Source organism: Alteromonas sp. BMJM2 (assembly GCF_027257845.1).
Classification (GTDB): domain Bacteria; phylum Pseudomonadota; class Gammaproteobacteria; order Enterobacterales; family Alteromonadaceae; genus Alteromonas.
The window spans coordinates 1-15168 of sequence record NZ_JAPVOT010000014.1; the positions used below are offsets into that span (position 1 = coordinate 1).

The 15168-nt window shown below is 42.9% G+C and carries 13 protein-coding genes; 8 read left to right on the forward strand and 5 right to left on the reverse strand.

Annotated elements, in window-relative coordinates:
* The first annotated feature begins 93 nt into the window (after nt 1-93).
* The 6 genes from O9X84_RS14065 (at nt 94) to O9X84_RS14090 (ending at nt 6949) form a co-directional block, all read left to right on the forward strand.
* Complete coding sequence (locus O9X84_RS14065; protein WP_269520343.1) at nt 94-396, forward strand: M20/M25/M40 family metallo-hydrolase; 303 nt, start codon at nt 94-96, stop codon at nt 394-396.
* 47 nt (nt 397-443) lie between these two features.
* Nucleotides 444-809, forward strand: coding sequence for a hypothetical protein (locus tag O9X84_RS14070; RefSeq protein ID WP_269520344.1), 366 nt, complete (start codon nt 444-446; stop codon nt 807-809).
* A 304-nt stretch (nt 810-1113) separates the two neighbouring features.
* A complete protein-coding gene (locus O9X84_RS14075) occupies nt 1114-2556 on the forward strand; it encodes a uracil-xanthine permease family protein (protein ID WP_269520345.1) in 1443 nt (480 codons plus the stop codon).
* A 236-nt stretch (nt 2557-2792) separates the two neighbouring features.
* Complete coding sequence (locus O9X84_RS14080) at nt 2793-5222, forward strand: TonB-dependent siderophore receptor (protein ID WP_269520346.1); 2430 nt, start codon at nt 2793-2795, stop codon at nt 5220-5222.
* A 161-nt stretch (nt 5223-5383) separates the two neighbouring features.
* Nucleotides 5384-6490, forward strand: a complete 1107-nt coding sequence (locus tag O9X84_RS14085; protein ID WP_269520347.1) for a purine nucleoside permease — start codon at nt 5384-5386, stop codon at nt 6488-6490.
* Nucleotides 6491-6619: 129 nt separating this feature from the next.
* The gene (locus O9X84_RS14090) at nt 6620-6949 is read left to right on the forward strand and encodes a CCC motif membrane protein (RefSeq protein WP_269520348.1); all 330 of its coding nucleotides are present in this window, start codon (nt 6620-6622) and stop codon (nt 6947-6949) included.
* A gap of 44 nt (nt 6950-6993) precedes the next feature.
* Here the strand turns inward: O9X84_RS14090 and O9X84_RS14095 are convergent, their stop codons facing one another.
* A complete protein-coding gene (locus O9X84_RS14095; RefSeq protein WP_269520349.1) occupies nt 6994-9018 on the reverse strand; it encodes a response regulator in 2025 nt (674 codons plus the stop codon).
* 277 nt (nt 9019-9295) lie between these two features.
* Nucleotides 9296-10222, reverse strand: a complete 927-nt coding sequence (locus O9X84_RS14100) for a GGDEF domain-containing response regulator (protein WP_269520350.1) — start codon at nt 10220-10222, stop codon at nt 9296-9298.
* A 443-nt stretch (nt 10223-10665) separates the two neighbouring features.
* Here O9X84_RS14100 and O9X84_RS14105 point away from each other — a divergent pair, with 443 nt between their 5' ends.
* Nucleotides 10666-11022, forward strand: a complete 357-nt coding sequence (locus O9X84_RS14105) for an Hpt domain-containing protein (RefSeq protein WP_269520351.1) — start codon at nt 10666-10668, stop codon at nt 11020-11022.
* 18 nt (nt 11023-11040) lie between these two features.
* Here the strand turns inward: O9X84_RS14105 and O9X84_RS14110 are convergent, their stop codons facing one another.
* Nucleotides 11041-12039, reverse strand: coding sequence for an adenosine deaminase (locus O9X84_RS14110; protein WP_269520352.1), 999 nt, complete (start codon nt 12037-12039; stop codon nt 11041-11043).
* A gap of 347 nt (nt 12040-12386) precedes the next feature.
* Between O9X84_RS14110 and O9X84_RS14115 the strand changes: the two genes are divergently transcribed.
* Nucleotides 12387-13718, forward strand: coding sequence for an NCS2 family permease (locus O9X84_RS14115; RefSeq protein WP_269520353.1), 1332 nt, complete (start codon nt 12387-12389; stop codon nt 13716-13718).
* Between the two features lie 85 nt (nt 13719-13803).
* On the opposite strand, the gene O9X84_RS14120 is transcribed toward O9X84_RS14115, so the two are convergent.
* Both O9X84_RS14120 and puuE read right to left on the reverse strand, forming a co-directional pair.
* A complete protein-coding gene (locus O9X84_RS14120) occupies nt 13804-14061 on the reverse strand; it encodes a DUF3862 domain-containing protein (protein WP_269520354.1) in 258 nt (85 codons plus the stop codon).
* A 190-nt stretch (nt 14062-14251) separates the two neighbouring features.
* A complete protein-coding gene (gene puuE, locus O9X84_RS14125; RefSeq protein ID WP_269520355.1) occupies nt 14252-15166 on the reverse strand; it encodes an allantoinase PuuE in 915 nt (304 codons plus the stop codon).
* Nucleotides 15167-15168 lie beyond the last annotated feature (2 nt).

Sequence of the window (15168 nt, forward strand, 5' to 3'; positions counted from 1 at the left end):
GATCGATTCCACAATAGTACGGATGTGTATTAGTATAAAAGTTCATTGAGTTTTCTCCCTTGGTTTGGTCGCCTATTAGGATAAACTTAGTTTATGCTGATAGGGAGGAGGCTCAATGATTATCAAACCCATAGTGCTCCCGCCGTTCAGTGCGATGAAGATTTAAAACAAGCGCTCGTGCGAGGTGTAGAGCTAAGCGACATTAAGCCTAGAATTTTGGCCTCAGGGGCAGGTCATGACGCCATGGCAATGGCTGATATTTGCCCAGTGGCTATGCTGTTCACGCGCTGTAAAGGCGGCATTAGCCATCACCCTGGCGAATCGATAAAGGAAAGTGACGTAGAGGCTAGTTTATCGGTGTTGTTTAAAAGCATTGAGAACCTTCAGTATGTCTAACGCCTTATAGGGCGCGGCTACACCTTAAAGGATAGAGGATAACAAGAATGAAAATAAGCAGAATTTATAACGATGATGAGGGGAAAAGCCACTTTGGTGAAGCCCATATCGATTTAAAAGACGGCGGCCCCATTGGGCTGCTTTCTGAAAAATTTGGTGTCGATAAAATTATATTTCGAGAAACACCTGCCGACTATGATTTTAAGTGGCACCCTGCCCCAGCCCGACAACTTTTGTTCATTATTAAAGGTCGCGCTGAATTCACCGTTTCAAATGGCGAGAGTAAAGTGTTAGGTGCAGGTGATGTCTTGCTTCTTGAAGATACCGAAGGCCAAGGGCATTGCTCAAAAGCGTTATTCAATGAAGTACGGCATTCTATCTTTGTCACCCTAGACGATGACACTACGTTTTAAGAAATTAAACCTAATACAGATATTTTTAAAATGACCTTAAGGTCATTTTTTTTTGCACTATTACCACTCAATTGCACATCTAAAGTGCACGATTCACTCCCTGTTTTCAAAACTCTTCTCACATCTTATTTTTATATATATTTTTCAGCCACTTAAATAAAACCAAATTCGAGAACAACAATGACCAACTGGTCAGCTAATTGCTTTATTTACTTTTTATTCTGCTTACTTTTTGTTGCTCACTTTTGCTGATCATTCTTAAGTGCGAAGCGCGAGTACAAAGCACGATTCATTTGGAAATATAATGCACAATAGCGATCTACTTTTTAATCTTCACGACAAGCCTAGTGCACTCACGTCACTTATCGCTGCCTTTCAACATATGTTAGCCAGCTTTGTAGGCGTAATTACACCTACGCTTATTATCGCTTCAACATTAGAGTTAGCAGATTACACTCCCTATCTCATTAGTATGGCTTTGTTTGTAAGTGGTATTGGTACGGCGGTTCAAACCAAACGAATTGGCCCTATTGGCAGCGGTCTCGTGGCTATTCAGGGAACTAGTTTTGCATTTATCAGCGCCCTGTTACTTGCTGGCAATCAAGTGAAAAACAATGGCGGCTCGCCTGAGGATATTCTTGCCCTTTTGTTCGGACTTACCATGGCCGGTGCTGTGGTTGAAATTGTATTTAGCCTATTCATTGCCCAGTTAAAGCGCATTATTACGCCACTCACCACGGGTATTGTCATAACGGCAATTGGGTTGTCATTAATCAACGTGGGTATGACAGACTTGGCAGGTGGTTTTAATGCAGAAGGGTTTGCTGATGTATCAAATTTGGGAATTGGTGTTGCCGTTTTACTTGTTATTGTTTTTTTAAACGCCTCGTCTAATCATTGGCTTAGATTGTCAGCTATTTTTATTGGTATGTTTTTGGGCACTATCTATGTTGCGTTTACCGGCGGCATAAACCTTCAACATTTATCGGTTCTGCCGGTTATCGCGATTCCACAACCCTTCGCATTTGGTATCGACTTCGACATTTCACTATTTTTGCCAATCGCACTCATTTATCTCTTTAGTGCTATCGAAACCGCGGGCGATCTCACTGCCAATAGTCTTTTTTGTAAGCAACCGACTAGTGGACCGCTTTATCTTTCTCGAATTAAGGGAGGGATACTCGGAGACGGCATAAACTCATTGCTAGCAGGCGCATTTAACACATTCCCAAATACTACATTTGGTCAAAATAATGGGGTTATTCAACTAACCGGGATCGCCAGCAGAAAGGTAGGGTTTTATGTGGCTGGTCTGTTTGTTGCTGTAGGGTTTTTTCCTGTTGTTGGCGGCATACTTCAAGCCATTCCAAAGCCTGTGTTAGGAGGAGCAACACTGGTTATGTTTGCCATGGTTGCGGTTGGCGGGCTTAAGCTATTAGCCAGTCACGCGTTAGATAGACGAAGCAGTTTGGTAACCGCTTGCGCACTTGGTATGGCTATTGGCGTGATGATGGTTCCCGAAGCGCTATCCCAATTGCCCGTGTGGCTTAAAAACGTACTGTCCTCTCCTGTCACCTCTGCGGGATTAACCGCAATAGCCTTAGATTTAACCCTGCCCAAAATGACTGATGCAGATTCATCTGTACTAATGCGTGGTGATCTTTCAAAGAGCGATGAAAATCAGCCAATTGCACGTGAAAATCGGGCCGCACTTATTGGTGCAAATAGCGGGCAAAATTCCCATTAATGGTGCGTTCGATATCATATAGAAAAAGCGTTATATAAATATAACATTATATTTATCGAGAATAGAAAATAACCCCACACTTATCAACACGTTAAACATTTCAAAAATGCAGACTAAGTGGACAGGAAGTTGGCACTTATTCTGCTCTTTAGTTTTTATGCATCAAGTTGTGCAGCAAGCAAGAACAGCGTTAAAAAGCGCCACAAAAGAGCTAAATAAAATAAAAAGAGGAAGCCATGAAACACACTACGTTCGCTCTATCCCCCCTATCTCGGGCTCTCATTGTAGGTATTGGTGCTATGGCATCAATATCTACCAGTGCGATTGCGCAAGAGGAAACGCCTAAAGAAGCTGATGTTGAAAAAATTGAAGTCACAGGCTCGCTGGGCAGCTTACCAGGGCAAGACGTTGAATCTGTTTTTGGGTTCGGAAAGTCTATCTTGGAGACCCCTCGCTCTGCTTCAACCATTTCACAAGAGCAAATGGAACGATTTAACGTCACGGATATAGACGAACTGGTTGCCTTTGCACCGGGTACATTTACACAATCTTTCTTTGGTGTGGCAGGCTCTTTGGATGTTCGAGGAACACCAGGTGAAAACTATTTTAGAGGAGTAAAGCGTCTTGATAACCCAGGCAACTACCCTACCCCTATTGGTGCATCTAGCCGAATAGATATAGTACGTGGCCCCGCTTCTCCCATTTACGGCCCATCCAAAATTGGGGGTTACCTTAACTTTAACCCTAAATCTGCTCGCGCATCGTCCGGCCAATACTTAGATTCTCCTACAGGTAGACTTTCTTACACCGCAGGTTCATGGGATAAAAGTATTCTTACCGCTGAAGTGGGCGGCCCTGCTGAGGTGGGTGGTAAAGAAATGGGTTACTATCTTTACGGCGAAGTAGAAAACTCAGATAGCTACTACGACAATACACAAACCGACCAAACCATTTTACAAGCCTCGTTCAATATCGATATTACCGATAATCTGCGCTTTGAGTTTGGTGGAATGTATCATGACTTTGACGGTAACCAGGTGGCTGGTTGGAACCGTTTAACTCAAGACCTCGTTGACGACGGAACCTACATTTCCGGTACAGCATTGCCATTAGATACCGATGGTGACGGACAAATAAGCCATGAAGAATATGGTGCTGTTAACATTGCGGGCAATAGCTTTTTCTACGTGCCTGGCGCAGCATTTACCGACGATGAAGCAACCGACTTGATGAAGCTTCAAAATGTGGGTACAACAACATTAAGCGGTAACCAAGTGCTTGTTGCACCTGATGATCAGCTCGGTAACGAAGCTATTACCCTTTATTTTGATACCATTTTTTACGCTGATGAGTGGGAAATTCGCAACCAGCTTTTCTACGATTATTACGATAACATCAATGAAAACGCCTATGGATTTTCTCAGTTTCACGAAAGCTGGGTAGTAGAAGATAAGCTCATTTTCGCTACCGAATATGAAAAAGACAGTTTACTCGCGCAGTTCCAATTCTCGCCATCTATACGCTACACCGACTTTGAACACGGTGATGACTTTACGTTTGAGTACTTTAACCGCCGCGACCTCACTATGGCGTCATCGCCTTTAGATCGCCGCTTATTGTCAACTCGCTCTGGTAAAAATTACGATAACTACGATGTAGGTAACTACCTAGATTTAGGCATCGCTGCAATGACCGATTTAACGTGGGATTGGGGGCTTAACCTCGTTTTAGGTTTACGTTACGACACCATAGACATTGAAAGTACTTCTCGCAGCGATTTATTACTTTTTGCTACGGGTGATGAGACGCCGGTTTACGCAGAAGAAACTGTAGACGGTTGGTCTTGGAATGCCAGTATTTCCTACGAGTTCGATTTTGGCCTTATTCCCTACTTCACCGCTGCCGAACAGGCAACGCTTGTTGCCGGTCAAGGTGCAGAAATTGGTGTAGGCCAGTTAAACCAACCCGGTTCTAGCGGTGCTTTTGATACTTCAGAACTTATTGAGTACGGTGTTAAAGGCTCGCTATTAGACGACACCCTTTACTTTGCCCTATCGGCCTTTGAGCAAGAGCGTACCGATTTCAACACGCAAAATGTTGTCACCAACAACACGACTAATAACGAAGGTATTGAGTTTGAGCTTCGCTGGGTGGTTAACGAAAACCTTGTGGTTTCAGCAGGCTACACTAACATTGAAGTAATTAACCTTACTGCATTAAGTAACGGCAATCAGTTTGGTTTCTTGGGCGCTGAAGATTTGGTCAACCTTACGGATCCGTCTCTCGTGTTTGGCGGAAATGTTATTGGGCTTAACCTTATTGGTGAAGGTTTTGCCAATTCAGACGGTCGTAAGGCGGGTATTCCTGAAAATATTTATACCCTGACGGCCACATACGATTTTCAAAATGGATACGCAGCCAATGTAAGTGTTGTTGATGTAGAAGAGGTTGCCTCTGGCTTTTCTGCTGCCGTTACACTTCCTGCTTACACCTTAGTGAATGCTGGTCTGTCTTATGAAGCCGAAGATTGGACAGTGAATGTGACGGTTAAGAACTTAACCGATGAACGTTATTTCCGTGCTAACTTCCCGGATTTGTTTGGTAGTCAAATTGTATTGCCTGAGTTACCACGTCACTGGAACGCTACTTTCGCTTATAAATTTTAATCCTGTTATTTAAGCGATAAGTAAAGGTAAATCCAGTTCGCTGGGTTTACCTTTTTTATTAGAGACATTTATTTATGTATTTACGCGTTTTATCCCTATTGCGACCCACTTTGTCATTAAGCGCTTTAACAATTTTGAGCGCTGTGAGCATCTTAAGCGCAATGAGTTTTTCATCATTGGCACAGGACACAAACCCCCAAGCTAATTCTTTATCGTTGTCACTATCGAGTGACAAAGCAGCTTCGGCTCATGAACAAACGAAGTTGAAGGTAAAAGTGGTCGTTGTAAGCATGTTTGAAATTGGCGAGGACACGGGTGACGCTCCGGGAGAGTTCCAGCTTTGGCGTGAACGAGAGTCATTAGATACAATTTACCCTATGCCCCATGCTCATCATGATGTGTTCGCAAATGAACAAAAAGGCATTATTGGTATGGTAACAGGAATGGGTATTGCCAGAGCGTCTGCTGCCATTATGGCGTTAGGGTTAGACCAGCGTTTTGACTTATCACAAGCGTATTGGATAGTGGCGGGCATTGCCGGTATCGACCCATTTGATAGCACCATTGGCAGTGCCGTTTGGACTGACTATGTGGTAGACGGCGACCTTGCTCATCACATTGATGCGCGGGAAATTCCGGATAGCTGGAACACGGGTTACTTTCCTCTATTCACCCACGCACCATACGCAAATGCCGAAAGTGTTAATGTTGAAGACAGCCCAAATGGCGAGGTTTATCAGCTCAACGAAAGTTTAGCAAAGTGGGCATATTCTCTTACTAAAAATACCGAGTTACCTAATACCCCTGCCATGGATGCATTGCGCTCTAAATACCAAGGGTTTCCCAACGCGCTGCAACAACCTGTTGTTACCTATGGCTCTCACCTATCAGCATCTACGTTTTGGCATGGCAAAAAGCTAAATACCTGGGCTAATGACTGGGTTGCTTACTGGACTCGTTCTAAGGGCAACTTTATGACGTCAGGCATGGAAGACTCGGCAACACTGCAAAGTATGAGCTATTTACACAACGCAGGTCTGGTAGACAAAAACCGCTTAGTCATATTGCGTACGGCGAGCAACTTTACTATGCAACCACCAGGGCTTACCGCCGCAGAAAATCTAGAAAAAGAAAGCTCAGGCGATGGGTATGCGGCAATGAGAAGTGCCATTGAATCTGCCTATTTAGTGGGAAGCCAATTCAGCGACTATATTCTTGCCCATTGGGATGAAGTGAAGACTGTACCGCCATCGCTTGATAGGCAGTAAGCAGTAGCCTGCGGTAATGCTACTACTAGAAGAAAGCAGCAGTTCGGCTACTTTTAGCTTTACACCGCCCTATCAATCGATTAAAAATAAACCATCAGGGAAAAACAATAATAATGATTGAAACACTAAATGAACAAATTACCCTATAGCGGCCTTACCTATTGGCTTGCCATGCTCAGCTGTTTTCTTTTTATTTTCGGTGGTTTCACTGTGGTGTTGGCACTTGCTGCCTTGATCCTATCGATAAAGTCTCAACGGCTTTATGCGCAAGCCCCCAATGAATACGACAACATTGGTAAAGTTAACAAAGCAAAAATCATCGCCATTATTGGTTTAGTGCTCAATGTGATCATTCTTGGCGTTACCATTTGGACACTGACAACTATCGGCTGGGATGCGTGGTCAGATGAATTTGTTCGCAAGTGGAATGAAGGGTTAGAAAACGGTCGCGGCTATTAGCGTAAAGGCTGCAGGCTCTGAGCTAATAACCGCATAAACACCATTTAGGCAAAAGTCGATTTGCTAATTAGCGTCTGCTTGACATGAGATAGCAACTCGCTTTTAATCACTGGCTTTGACAAGAAACCCTGCATACCCGCCTCGAAGCACGCTTTTTTATCATCAGGTGCGGTGTGGGCGGTTACCGCGACGATACGACCAACTTCAGACAACAGCTTTTCAGCAAGGATCGCTTTGCTAGCATCAAAGCCGTCAAGCACAGGCATAGCTAAATCCATCAATATGAGGTCGTACTGCTTATCTCTAGCCTTCTCAAGCGCAATTTGCCCATTTTCGGCAGTATCTACAACAAAGCTAAAATCTTCAAACATGGATGACAACACAAGTCTGTTAATGTCGTTATCGTCAACAATGAGCACAGTGATCTTCGTGCTTAACAACTCTGATGAAAACACAACGTCTGAACCAATATTGTCCTGGCTATTTTTCATTATTTCAACAGGCATGACTATATCGAAGCAGGTACCTCGCTGCTCGTTTGAACTCACGGTAAGTTCGCCGTTCATTTTGCTTACCAGTTGTTTAGCTGCTGATAATGCTAAACCGTTATCATTATGAGATTCTGAAGTCTCCTGAGGAGCGTTCTTGAGAGGCTTCAAAAGCTCTCGCATCGCGACTTCACTTATGACAACTCCTGCCCCCTCAACAGACGCATGAAAAACGGCGTTATCTTTTTTATGCAATAAGGCTACGTGAATATTAAGAGCCTCAAGCTGTGGACGTTTAATGAGAAATAAGGAAACATTTTTAAAAGTTTGAGCAACGCGTGCAGCATCTCCAACTACATAAGGATCTACCCCAAATTCAAAAGACCTAGTAAAACCCAAACCCAGAGCGTCACAACGTATCTTAATAATGCTTGAAACCTCTTCAAGAAGTGCTTGGAGACAAAATGGCGCTGTTTCAAGCTCAAAATCTTGTTTGATGATGGTGGTGTAATCTACAACATCGTTAATTAAGCTACCTAATCGATGTGCACTGCGTAAAGCAAAGTCTGCTTTTTTTTCTCGACGACCATCATTCTGCTCATGCTTTATTGCCTCTAGCATACCAACGATGCCATTTAATGGAGTCTTCAATTCGTGGCTGACTCTAGAGAGCAGTGCGCCCTTCTCCGCCGCAATCTCCTCGGCTTCTTTACGCTTTTGATCCAGTGCTATACGCAGCTCCACCGCTTTATTGACATTCTGACAGGTGCCAAATAGCCGCAAGCACTCACCATTTTTTATTTCGGCCATACCGTGAGTTTCAATCCACACAGTGTTTCCTTTTGCGGTAACCAGCCTCAGAGTAGAGCTCCATGGCTCGCCTGTTTCTGCGGTATGGGCCACAATGCGAGAAATCTCGTCCCTATCAAAGCCTTCTTTATAGAACTCAATGGCAGTCGCTAGTGAGGGTTCGAAATCATCATCAACTTCGTGAATTTTCTTAGTCTGTGAAGACCAAGTGAGCGTATCACTCGCGAACTCGACCTCCCACGTACCGATATTGGCGACGCTTTGTAACTTCTCATATAGGGTATCTTGCTGATGTTCTGCTTTTTCTATAGCAAATTTAGATAGCTCCGTGCTCAGCCATTCATCCAATAAAGAAAGTTTATCAACATCATCTTTTCGTTTAGGGTCAACGTTTACGGCAACAAGAAAAATACATTTTTCATCTAATGCGTGGGTTTTTCCTCGAATGAATGTAGTGGCACCAAAGTAAATTTTTACCCAGTTTTTGAACGCACAAGAAGCCTCATCACTTGAGGTAGGAAAGTTACTATCCACTGAAAGAACGCAACTGCTCGAAAAACCACCTGCAAAAGAGGGCATGACAGTAAACGATGGCGCATGTGCAGATGACGCTCTAGCAACTACCTCGACAGTGTCTTTATCTAGACACACCAACGCACACTGAAAAATGTTCATTGTTTTAGCGGCACGCTTAGTGATGTAATGAAACGTTGTTTTTAACTGATCCCCTAATAAGACATTAAGAGTGGATTGCTCATCGAGAAAGATCATTCAAGTAAACCTTTAAACTCATTTTTACACGCCTGCAACGCTGAAAATACCAAAATGACTTCTTTGTTTTCAGCCGACCCAAAAGATTGTTAATTCAAGACCTAGATTACCTATAATTATTAATAGTGAATATTAAACAATAGGATATAAGTCACATTTTTGAGGCGCTATTTTGCACATTGCAATCAATACAATGTGCGTTAAAGTGGTTATTAAGAGATTTACATGATGCAATGTATAAAAGACACATTCGATTTACACGATTAATAGCATCGCTCTAAGCAAAAAAACCGATAGCCTGATTTTTACCCTTCTCTTTGGCAGTAAAAAGCGCCACATCAGCGTTTTTTATGAGAGGATTGACACCACTATCAATGAGGTCTCTAGCAGGCTTTGTCGCATACCCAGCACTGATAGTAACAATTCCATCAATACCATATTCGTGGATAATGTTTGCGTTGTTAACAGCACTCACTATTTGCTCGGCAACAATACGGGCTCCGTTTTCATCTACGTAGGGCAATAAAACCAAAAACTCTTCACCACCAAAGCGGATAACCGCGTCTTTAGGTCGTTTCACCGTATTTTCAACAATTGAAGCAACCTGTTGTAAACACATATCTCCCTCTAGGTGGCCGTAATTATCGTTAAAGAGTTTAAAGCGGTCTATATCAATAAGGATTGCGCCAACACTGCCTTTATCTCTTGCCACCTGCTTAACCGTTTTAGGAATTTCTTTTGCCAAGTATGAGCGATTGTAGAGGCCCGTAAGTTGGTCGTGATAAATCATACTTTCTAGAAACTCGGTACGAGTTTTGTTTTCCAAATGAGTTTTAATGCGGTGAGTCAAGGTCGAGGCATTTACAGGCTTCATCACAAAATCAGAAGCGCCTACTTCCCAGCATGCATTTTCAACCTGCACGTCCATAGTTGCGGTAACAAAAATAATAGGAATAGAGGCCGTTTCAGGAAAGACTCTGAGCGCTTGACACACTTCCAAACCATTTTTATCCGGCATGTTCATATCAAGTAGAACTAGGTCGGGCACCTCTTGACGACATTGTTGTATTGCTTCTCGACCACTGCTTGCTGTTTGGCACGTCACAAAACTTTCGAGAATAGACTCAAATAAAATACGGCTAGTAATTTCATCATCAACAATAAGGACTCTGCAATCTGAAAACGGCTTTATTTTAGATAACATTAATAGCAGTAGCTTTGTAATGAGAGTGTGGAAAAAAGAGTATAAGTCACAAAACGGCCTGTTTTAACGGTTCATAAAATAAGAATAGCTTATACTAAAGTATAACAACTTTAATCTACCGACGTAATAAATTTTTCTGCATTCAGCTTACACTGTCGCAGTCCTACCGAAAAGCAAAGAGCAACGCTAAATATATTAAATGTAATAACATTAGCGATATCTTTTGATTTCAAGACCGGCAATTATAGTGGCTAAAAGAAAATTACTCAGAGCCACTCATCAAGCAATGCAAAGGATTGAACTTTAACAGCCTTTTTATCGGGGTTCGTATTAGATATTGTGAGCCTGTACAACAGTACATGACTTAAAGCCGCTGTAATTATTTCTTTTTTTTGCTATCGTCGTTTTATTGAAGCACCACATATCACAGTAAAGGCTTTGCAATGAACTCAAGCACTAACACTGAAGCACACTTATGGAATGCAAAAGAGGCAATAGCCAGATTGGGCGGTAATGAGGCACTTCTAAATCGTATAGTTAGTATGTATTTAGAACAGGTAGAACTGAAATATCAGCAACTCACTGCCGCTATCACCGCTAACAACCTAGAAGAAATTCGTATGCAAAGCCACTCTTTAAAAGGCTTGTCAGGCGATGTGGGCGCAGATGCTGTGCGTGAAAAAGCTTCTAATATAGAGCAGTTTGCAAAAGACAACGCCATAGACAAAATAGCCAACGAAGCGGACAATTTAGATGCGACAATAAAAGCGACCATTGCCCTGATGGAAAAAGGCCTATAGCACCACGTATGCTACACACTAATGGCTATTAATCTCATCAATAAACTGGCGTTTTTTGTCTTCGGGTAAGAAGCTCGCGGTAAAGCTATTTTTTGCCAGTTTTTTTACATCCTCTTCGCCTATATCAAGAGCTTCGCTAAGCGCGATAAAATTGTCGTTTAAGAACCCACCGAAGTAAGTAGGATCATCTGAGTTAACAGTAACGAGCAGTCCTTCTTTGAGTAGCGAAAGAATATTGTGCTGCTTCATGTGCTCAATGACGCACAATTTAAGATTACTTAAAGGACAGACCGTAAGCGGTATTTGCTTTTCTTTTAAATAATTCATTAACCGTGCGTCTTCCTGACACCTCACACCATGGTCAATTCTATCTACACCCAGTAATTCAATGGCTTCCCAAATGTAGGAAGCTGGCCCTTCTTCACCCGCGTGGGCCACAATTTTAAAGCCGTGTTGTTTTGCTTGTTTAAACACACGCTCAAATTTTGAAGGAGGGTGCCCCAATTCAGAGCTATCAAGACCCACAGCGTGAATATCGGAAAAGTAAGGTTTTGCCTGCTCTAGGGTGTCAAAGGCAGAAGACTCTGGCAAGTGACGCAGAAAAGACATGATAAGATAACTAGAAATACCAAACTGTTGTTCGGCATCTTTAATTGCTCTTAAAAAGCCCGCCATAAACGTTGCAAATTCTATCCCCCGCGCTGTGTGAGTTTGAGGATCGAACATGATTTCCGTATGAACAATGTTTTCTTCGTAACAGCGAGAGAGATAAGCCCACATCAATTGATAAAAATCATCTTCATCAATTAATACCCCTGCGCCAGCATAATATAGGTCGAGAAAACTCTGTAAATCGGAAAAATTGTACGCCGCTGCTATCTCTTCTACGCTATTGTAGGGAAGTGATACACTGTGTTTTGCTGCAAGATTCCACATGAGTTCTGGCGTTAAACTTCCTTCAATATGAAGGTGTAATTCTGCCTTTGGGATCTTTTTTATTGTTTCAATTAATGACATGGCACCTCACTTTACGCACCAAATAAATGCAAACTAACAATAATAGTGCATTATAGTTTATATCTGACTGTGTCTTCATAGGAATTACCGACAAATTCAGGTTTTTGACAGGGTAAACCCCGGTACCTTAGGCCGATTATTCTGCTGACATGTGTACTTTTTGTTCAATTAAATTACCTCAACCTACCATTAAACATGATATGGCATTAAAAACCGAACATATTTTAATAGGATGAAGACCATAGCACGAAACGCACCAACACATTGACTAGTTGGTCAGTTAATTGCTTATGCATGTGATAGCAATAAAGAAAATAACAACAGACACAACACACAGAGATTATTAGATGTTCAATCAACTCCTAGAGCGGTTTTTCAAACTTCAGCAACATGGCACAACCATAAAAACAGAAGTCATTGCTGGCCTTACAACCTTCGCCGCAATGTCTTATATATTAGTCGTCAACCCAGGTATTTTAGGCCTAAGCGGTATGCCAGTTGAAGGGCTCATTACCGTTACTGCGATAGCAGCGTGCTTAGGTACCTTGCTAATGGCACTGATGACTAACTACCCTATTGCCTTAGCGCCAGGAATGGGGTTGAACGCATTTTTTGCGTTTACTATATGCTTGGGAAGAGAGGTTCCTTGGGAAGCAGCACTCGGTATTGTGTTTTACAACGGTATTCTGTTTTTAATCTTATCGTTAACTGGGGTAAGGACAAAAATTGCAGAGTCTATTCCGCCATCGCTTAAAATAGGCGTTCAATGCGGCATCGGACTCTTCATTGCCTTTATCGGTTTAAAAAACGCCGAGCTCATTGTTGATAACCCCGCCACCTTTGTGCAGTTGGGTGACTTATCTAACCCTGCCGTGTTGTTAGCGTTGTTGGGAATAATTTTTACCATTGTGCTAATGATTAAAAAAGTGACCGGCGGCATACTGATTTCTATAATTACACTAACTGTAATTGGCGCATTTGTTCCTACAGAATCAGGAGCGCTGACTCAAACGCCATCGGCCATTGTGGGCATGCCCGAACCCATTTCAAACACCTTTTTAGCCATGGACTTTTGGTACCCCATTGAACACCTAGCGCAAACGTGGGATCTCATTTTCGCACTCATGTTTGTCAATATGTTCGATACTATAGGTACACTCATTGGCGTATCCCGCAAAGCAAACCTGCTTAACGATGATGGAAGGCTGCCTAAAATAGGGCCCGCAATGACAGCAGATGCATCTGCCAGCGTGGTTGGCGCCATGGTAGGTACTTCGCCGGTGACAAGCTATGTGGAGTCTGCTACCGGTGTGTCTGCCGGCGGTCGTACGGGCCTTACTGCTGTAGTTGTTTCGGCGTGTTTTGTGCTATCGCTGTTTCTCACGCCGCTAATGAAAGTTATTCCACTTATGGCAACTACTCCAGCATTGCTTATGGTGGGTATTCTTATGATGGAATCGATACGTCAGCTAGACTTTGACGACTTGGGAGATTTGGCCACAGCGTCGGTAGCACTTATCGCAATGCCCCTCACGTTTAGTATTAGCGAGGGAATTGCATTAGGTTTTATCACTTACGTAGGAATAAAAGTAGGCACAGGTAAATTCAGAGAGGTCAGCTGGCTTACCTACTTTCTTGCGGCGATCTTTGTATTGAGATACGTGCTAGATTTGAAATAGCTTGAACGGTCGAAACAGCTTGAGCGATTGAAACAGCTTGAGCGATTGAAACAGCCTTAACAGAAACAGCGGCGAAAAGTATGGTTTACTTCAAGCCGCTGTAATTAAACGTAACCGCTTTATCCGCCATAAAAATAATCTTGATAACGCTAGAGTCTTCATCGCCCCAGGTACATGCCATCGTCCCCATGGTTTTACCGCAGTTATCAGCAGTGCCAATAATGCTCTCTACTTCTTCTTGCGACATCCCCATCTCCAACCTGTCGTAGTTTTCTTTCGATAGCTTAGAGCAGGCGCTGAGCGCGAAAATACCCACAATCATTGCGATAGTTTTCAGTTTCATAACGGTGTCCTTTATTATTAAAGATAGCGTAAATAGGGTTATCAACAAGTCTACCAGTCACTGTTAGGCTAACCTGATTAAACCCAGCTTAATTTACGCCGCTTTGTTAGGTGCTATTTCACTTTACTTCACTTTTTTAACTTTCTCACTGTATTGCTTTGTAGCACCTTATATTCCACAGAGAACTTGCTTATCCAGCAGTAGTTGGGTGCTCACTGAGCCAGTGTTTTGCAATATCTTCTCTAGTAGCTATCCATACTTTATCGTGAGATTTTACATACTCAATGAAGCGCTTCAACGCCGCCAGTCTTGCTGGACGCCCAATAATTCGGTTGTGCAGACCAATAGACAGCATTTTTGGGGCATCACTGCCCTCTTCCCACAACACGTCAAACGCATCTTTAAGATAGGTAAAAAACTGCTCGCCGCTGTTAAATCCTTGTGGCGATGCAAAGCGCATGTCGTTAGTGTCTAACGTATACGGCACCATCAACAAAGGTTTACTGTAGTGATAGTCAAAATAAGGGAGGTCATCGGCGTAAGAATCCGCACAATACAGAATATCGTCCCGCTCAGCTATTAATTTAAGTGTATTGGGGCTGGTACGGCCGGTGTACCAACCAACGGGCTTTTTACCTGTTAACTGCTCATGTAATACAATCGCGTCATCAATTTCTTTGCGCTCCTGGTCCTCATTCATATCCTGATAATGAATCCAGCGCATTCCGTGACTGGCTATCTCCCATCCAGCGTCCAGCATTGCCTTTACCGCTTCTGGATGGCGCTGCATTGCCATAGTGACGCCAAAAACAGTGACGGGAATTTCTTGCTGAGTAAACAGTCGATGTAATCGCCAGAACCCAGCTCTACTGCCATATTCGTAGAGAGATTCCATACTAAGATGACGATCTTGATAAGCTTGAGCACCAATAATTTCAGAAAGAAACACTTCTGATTTTTCGTCTCCATGAAGAACACAGTTTTCACCGCCCTCTTCATAATTGATAACAAACTGAAGCGCGATTTTAGCGTTTCCAGGCCAGTTTGCTTTCGGTGCGTGTTGTCCGTAGCCAATAAGGTCGCGTGGATAATTAGTCGTCGTCATAT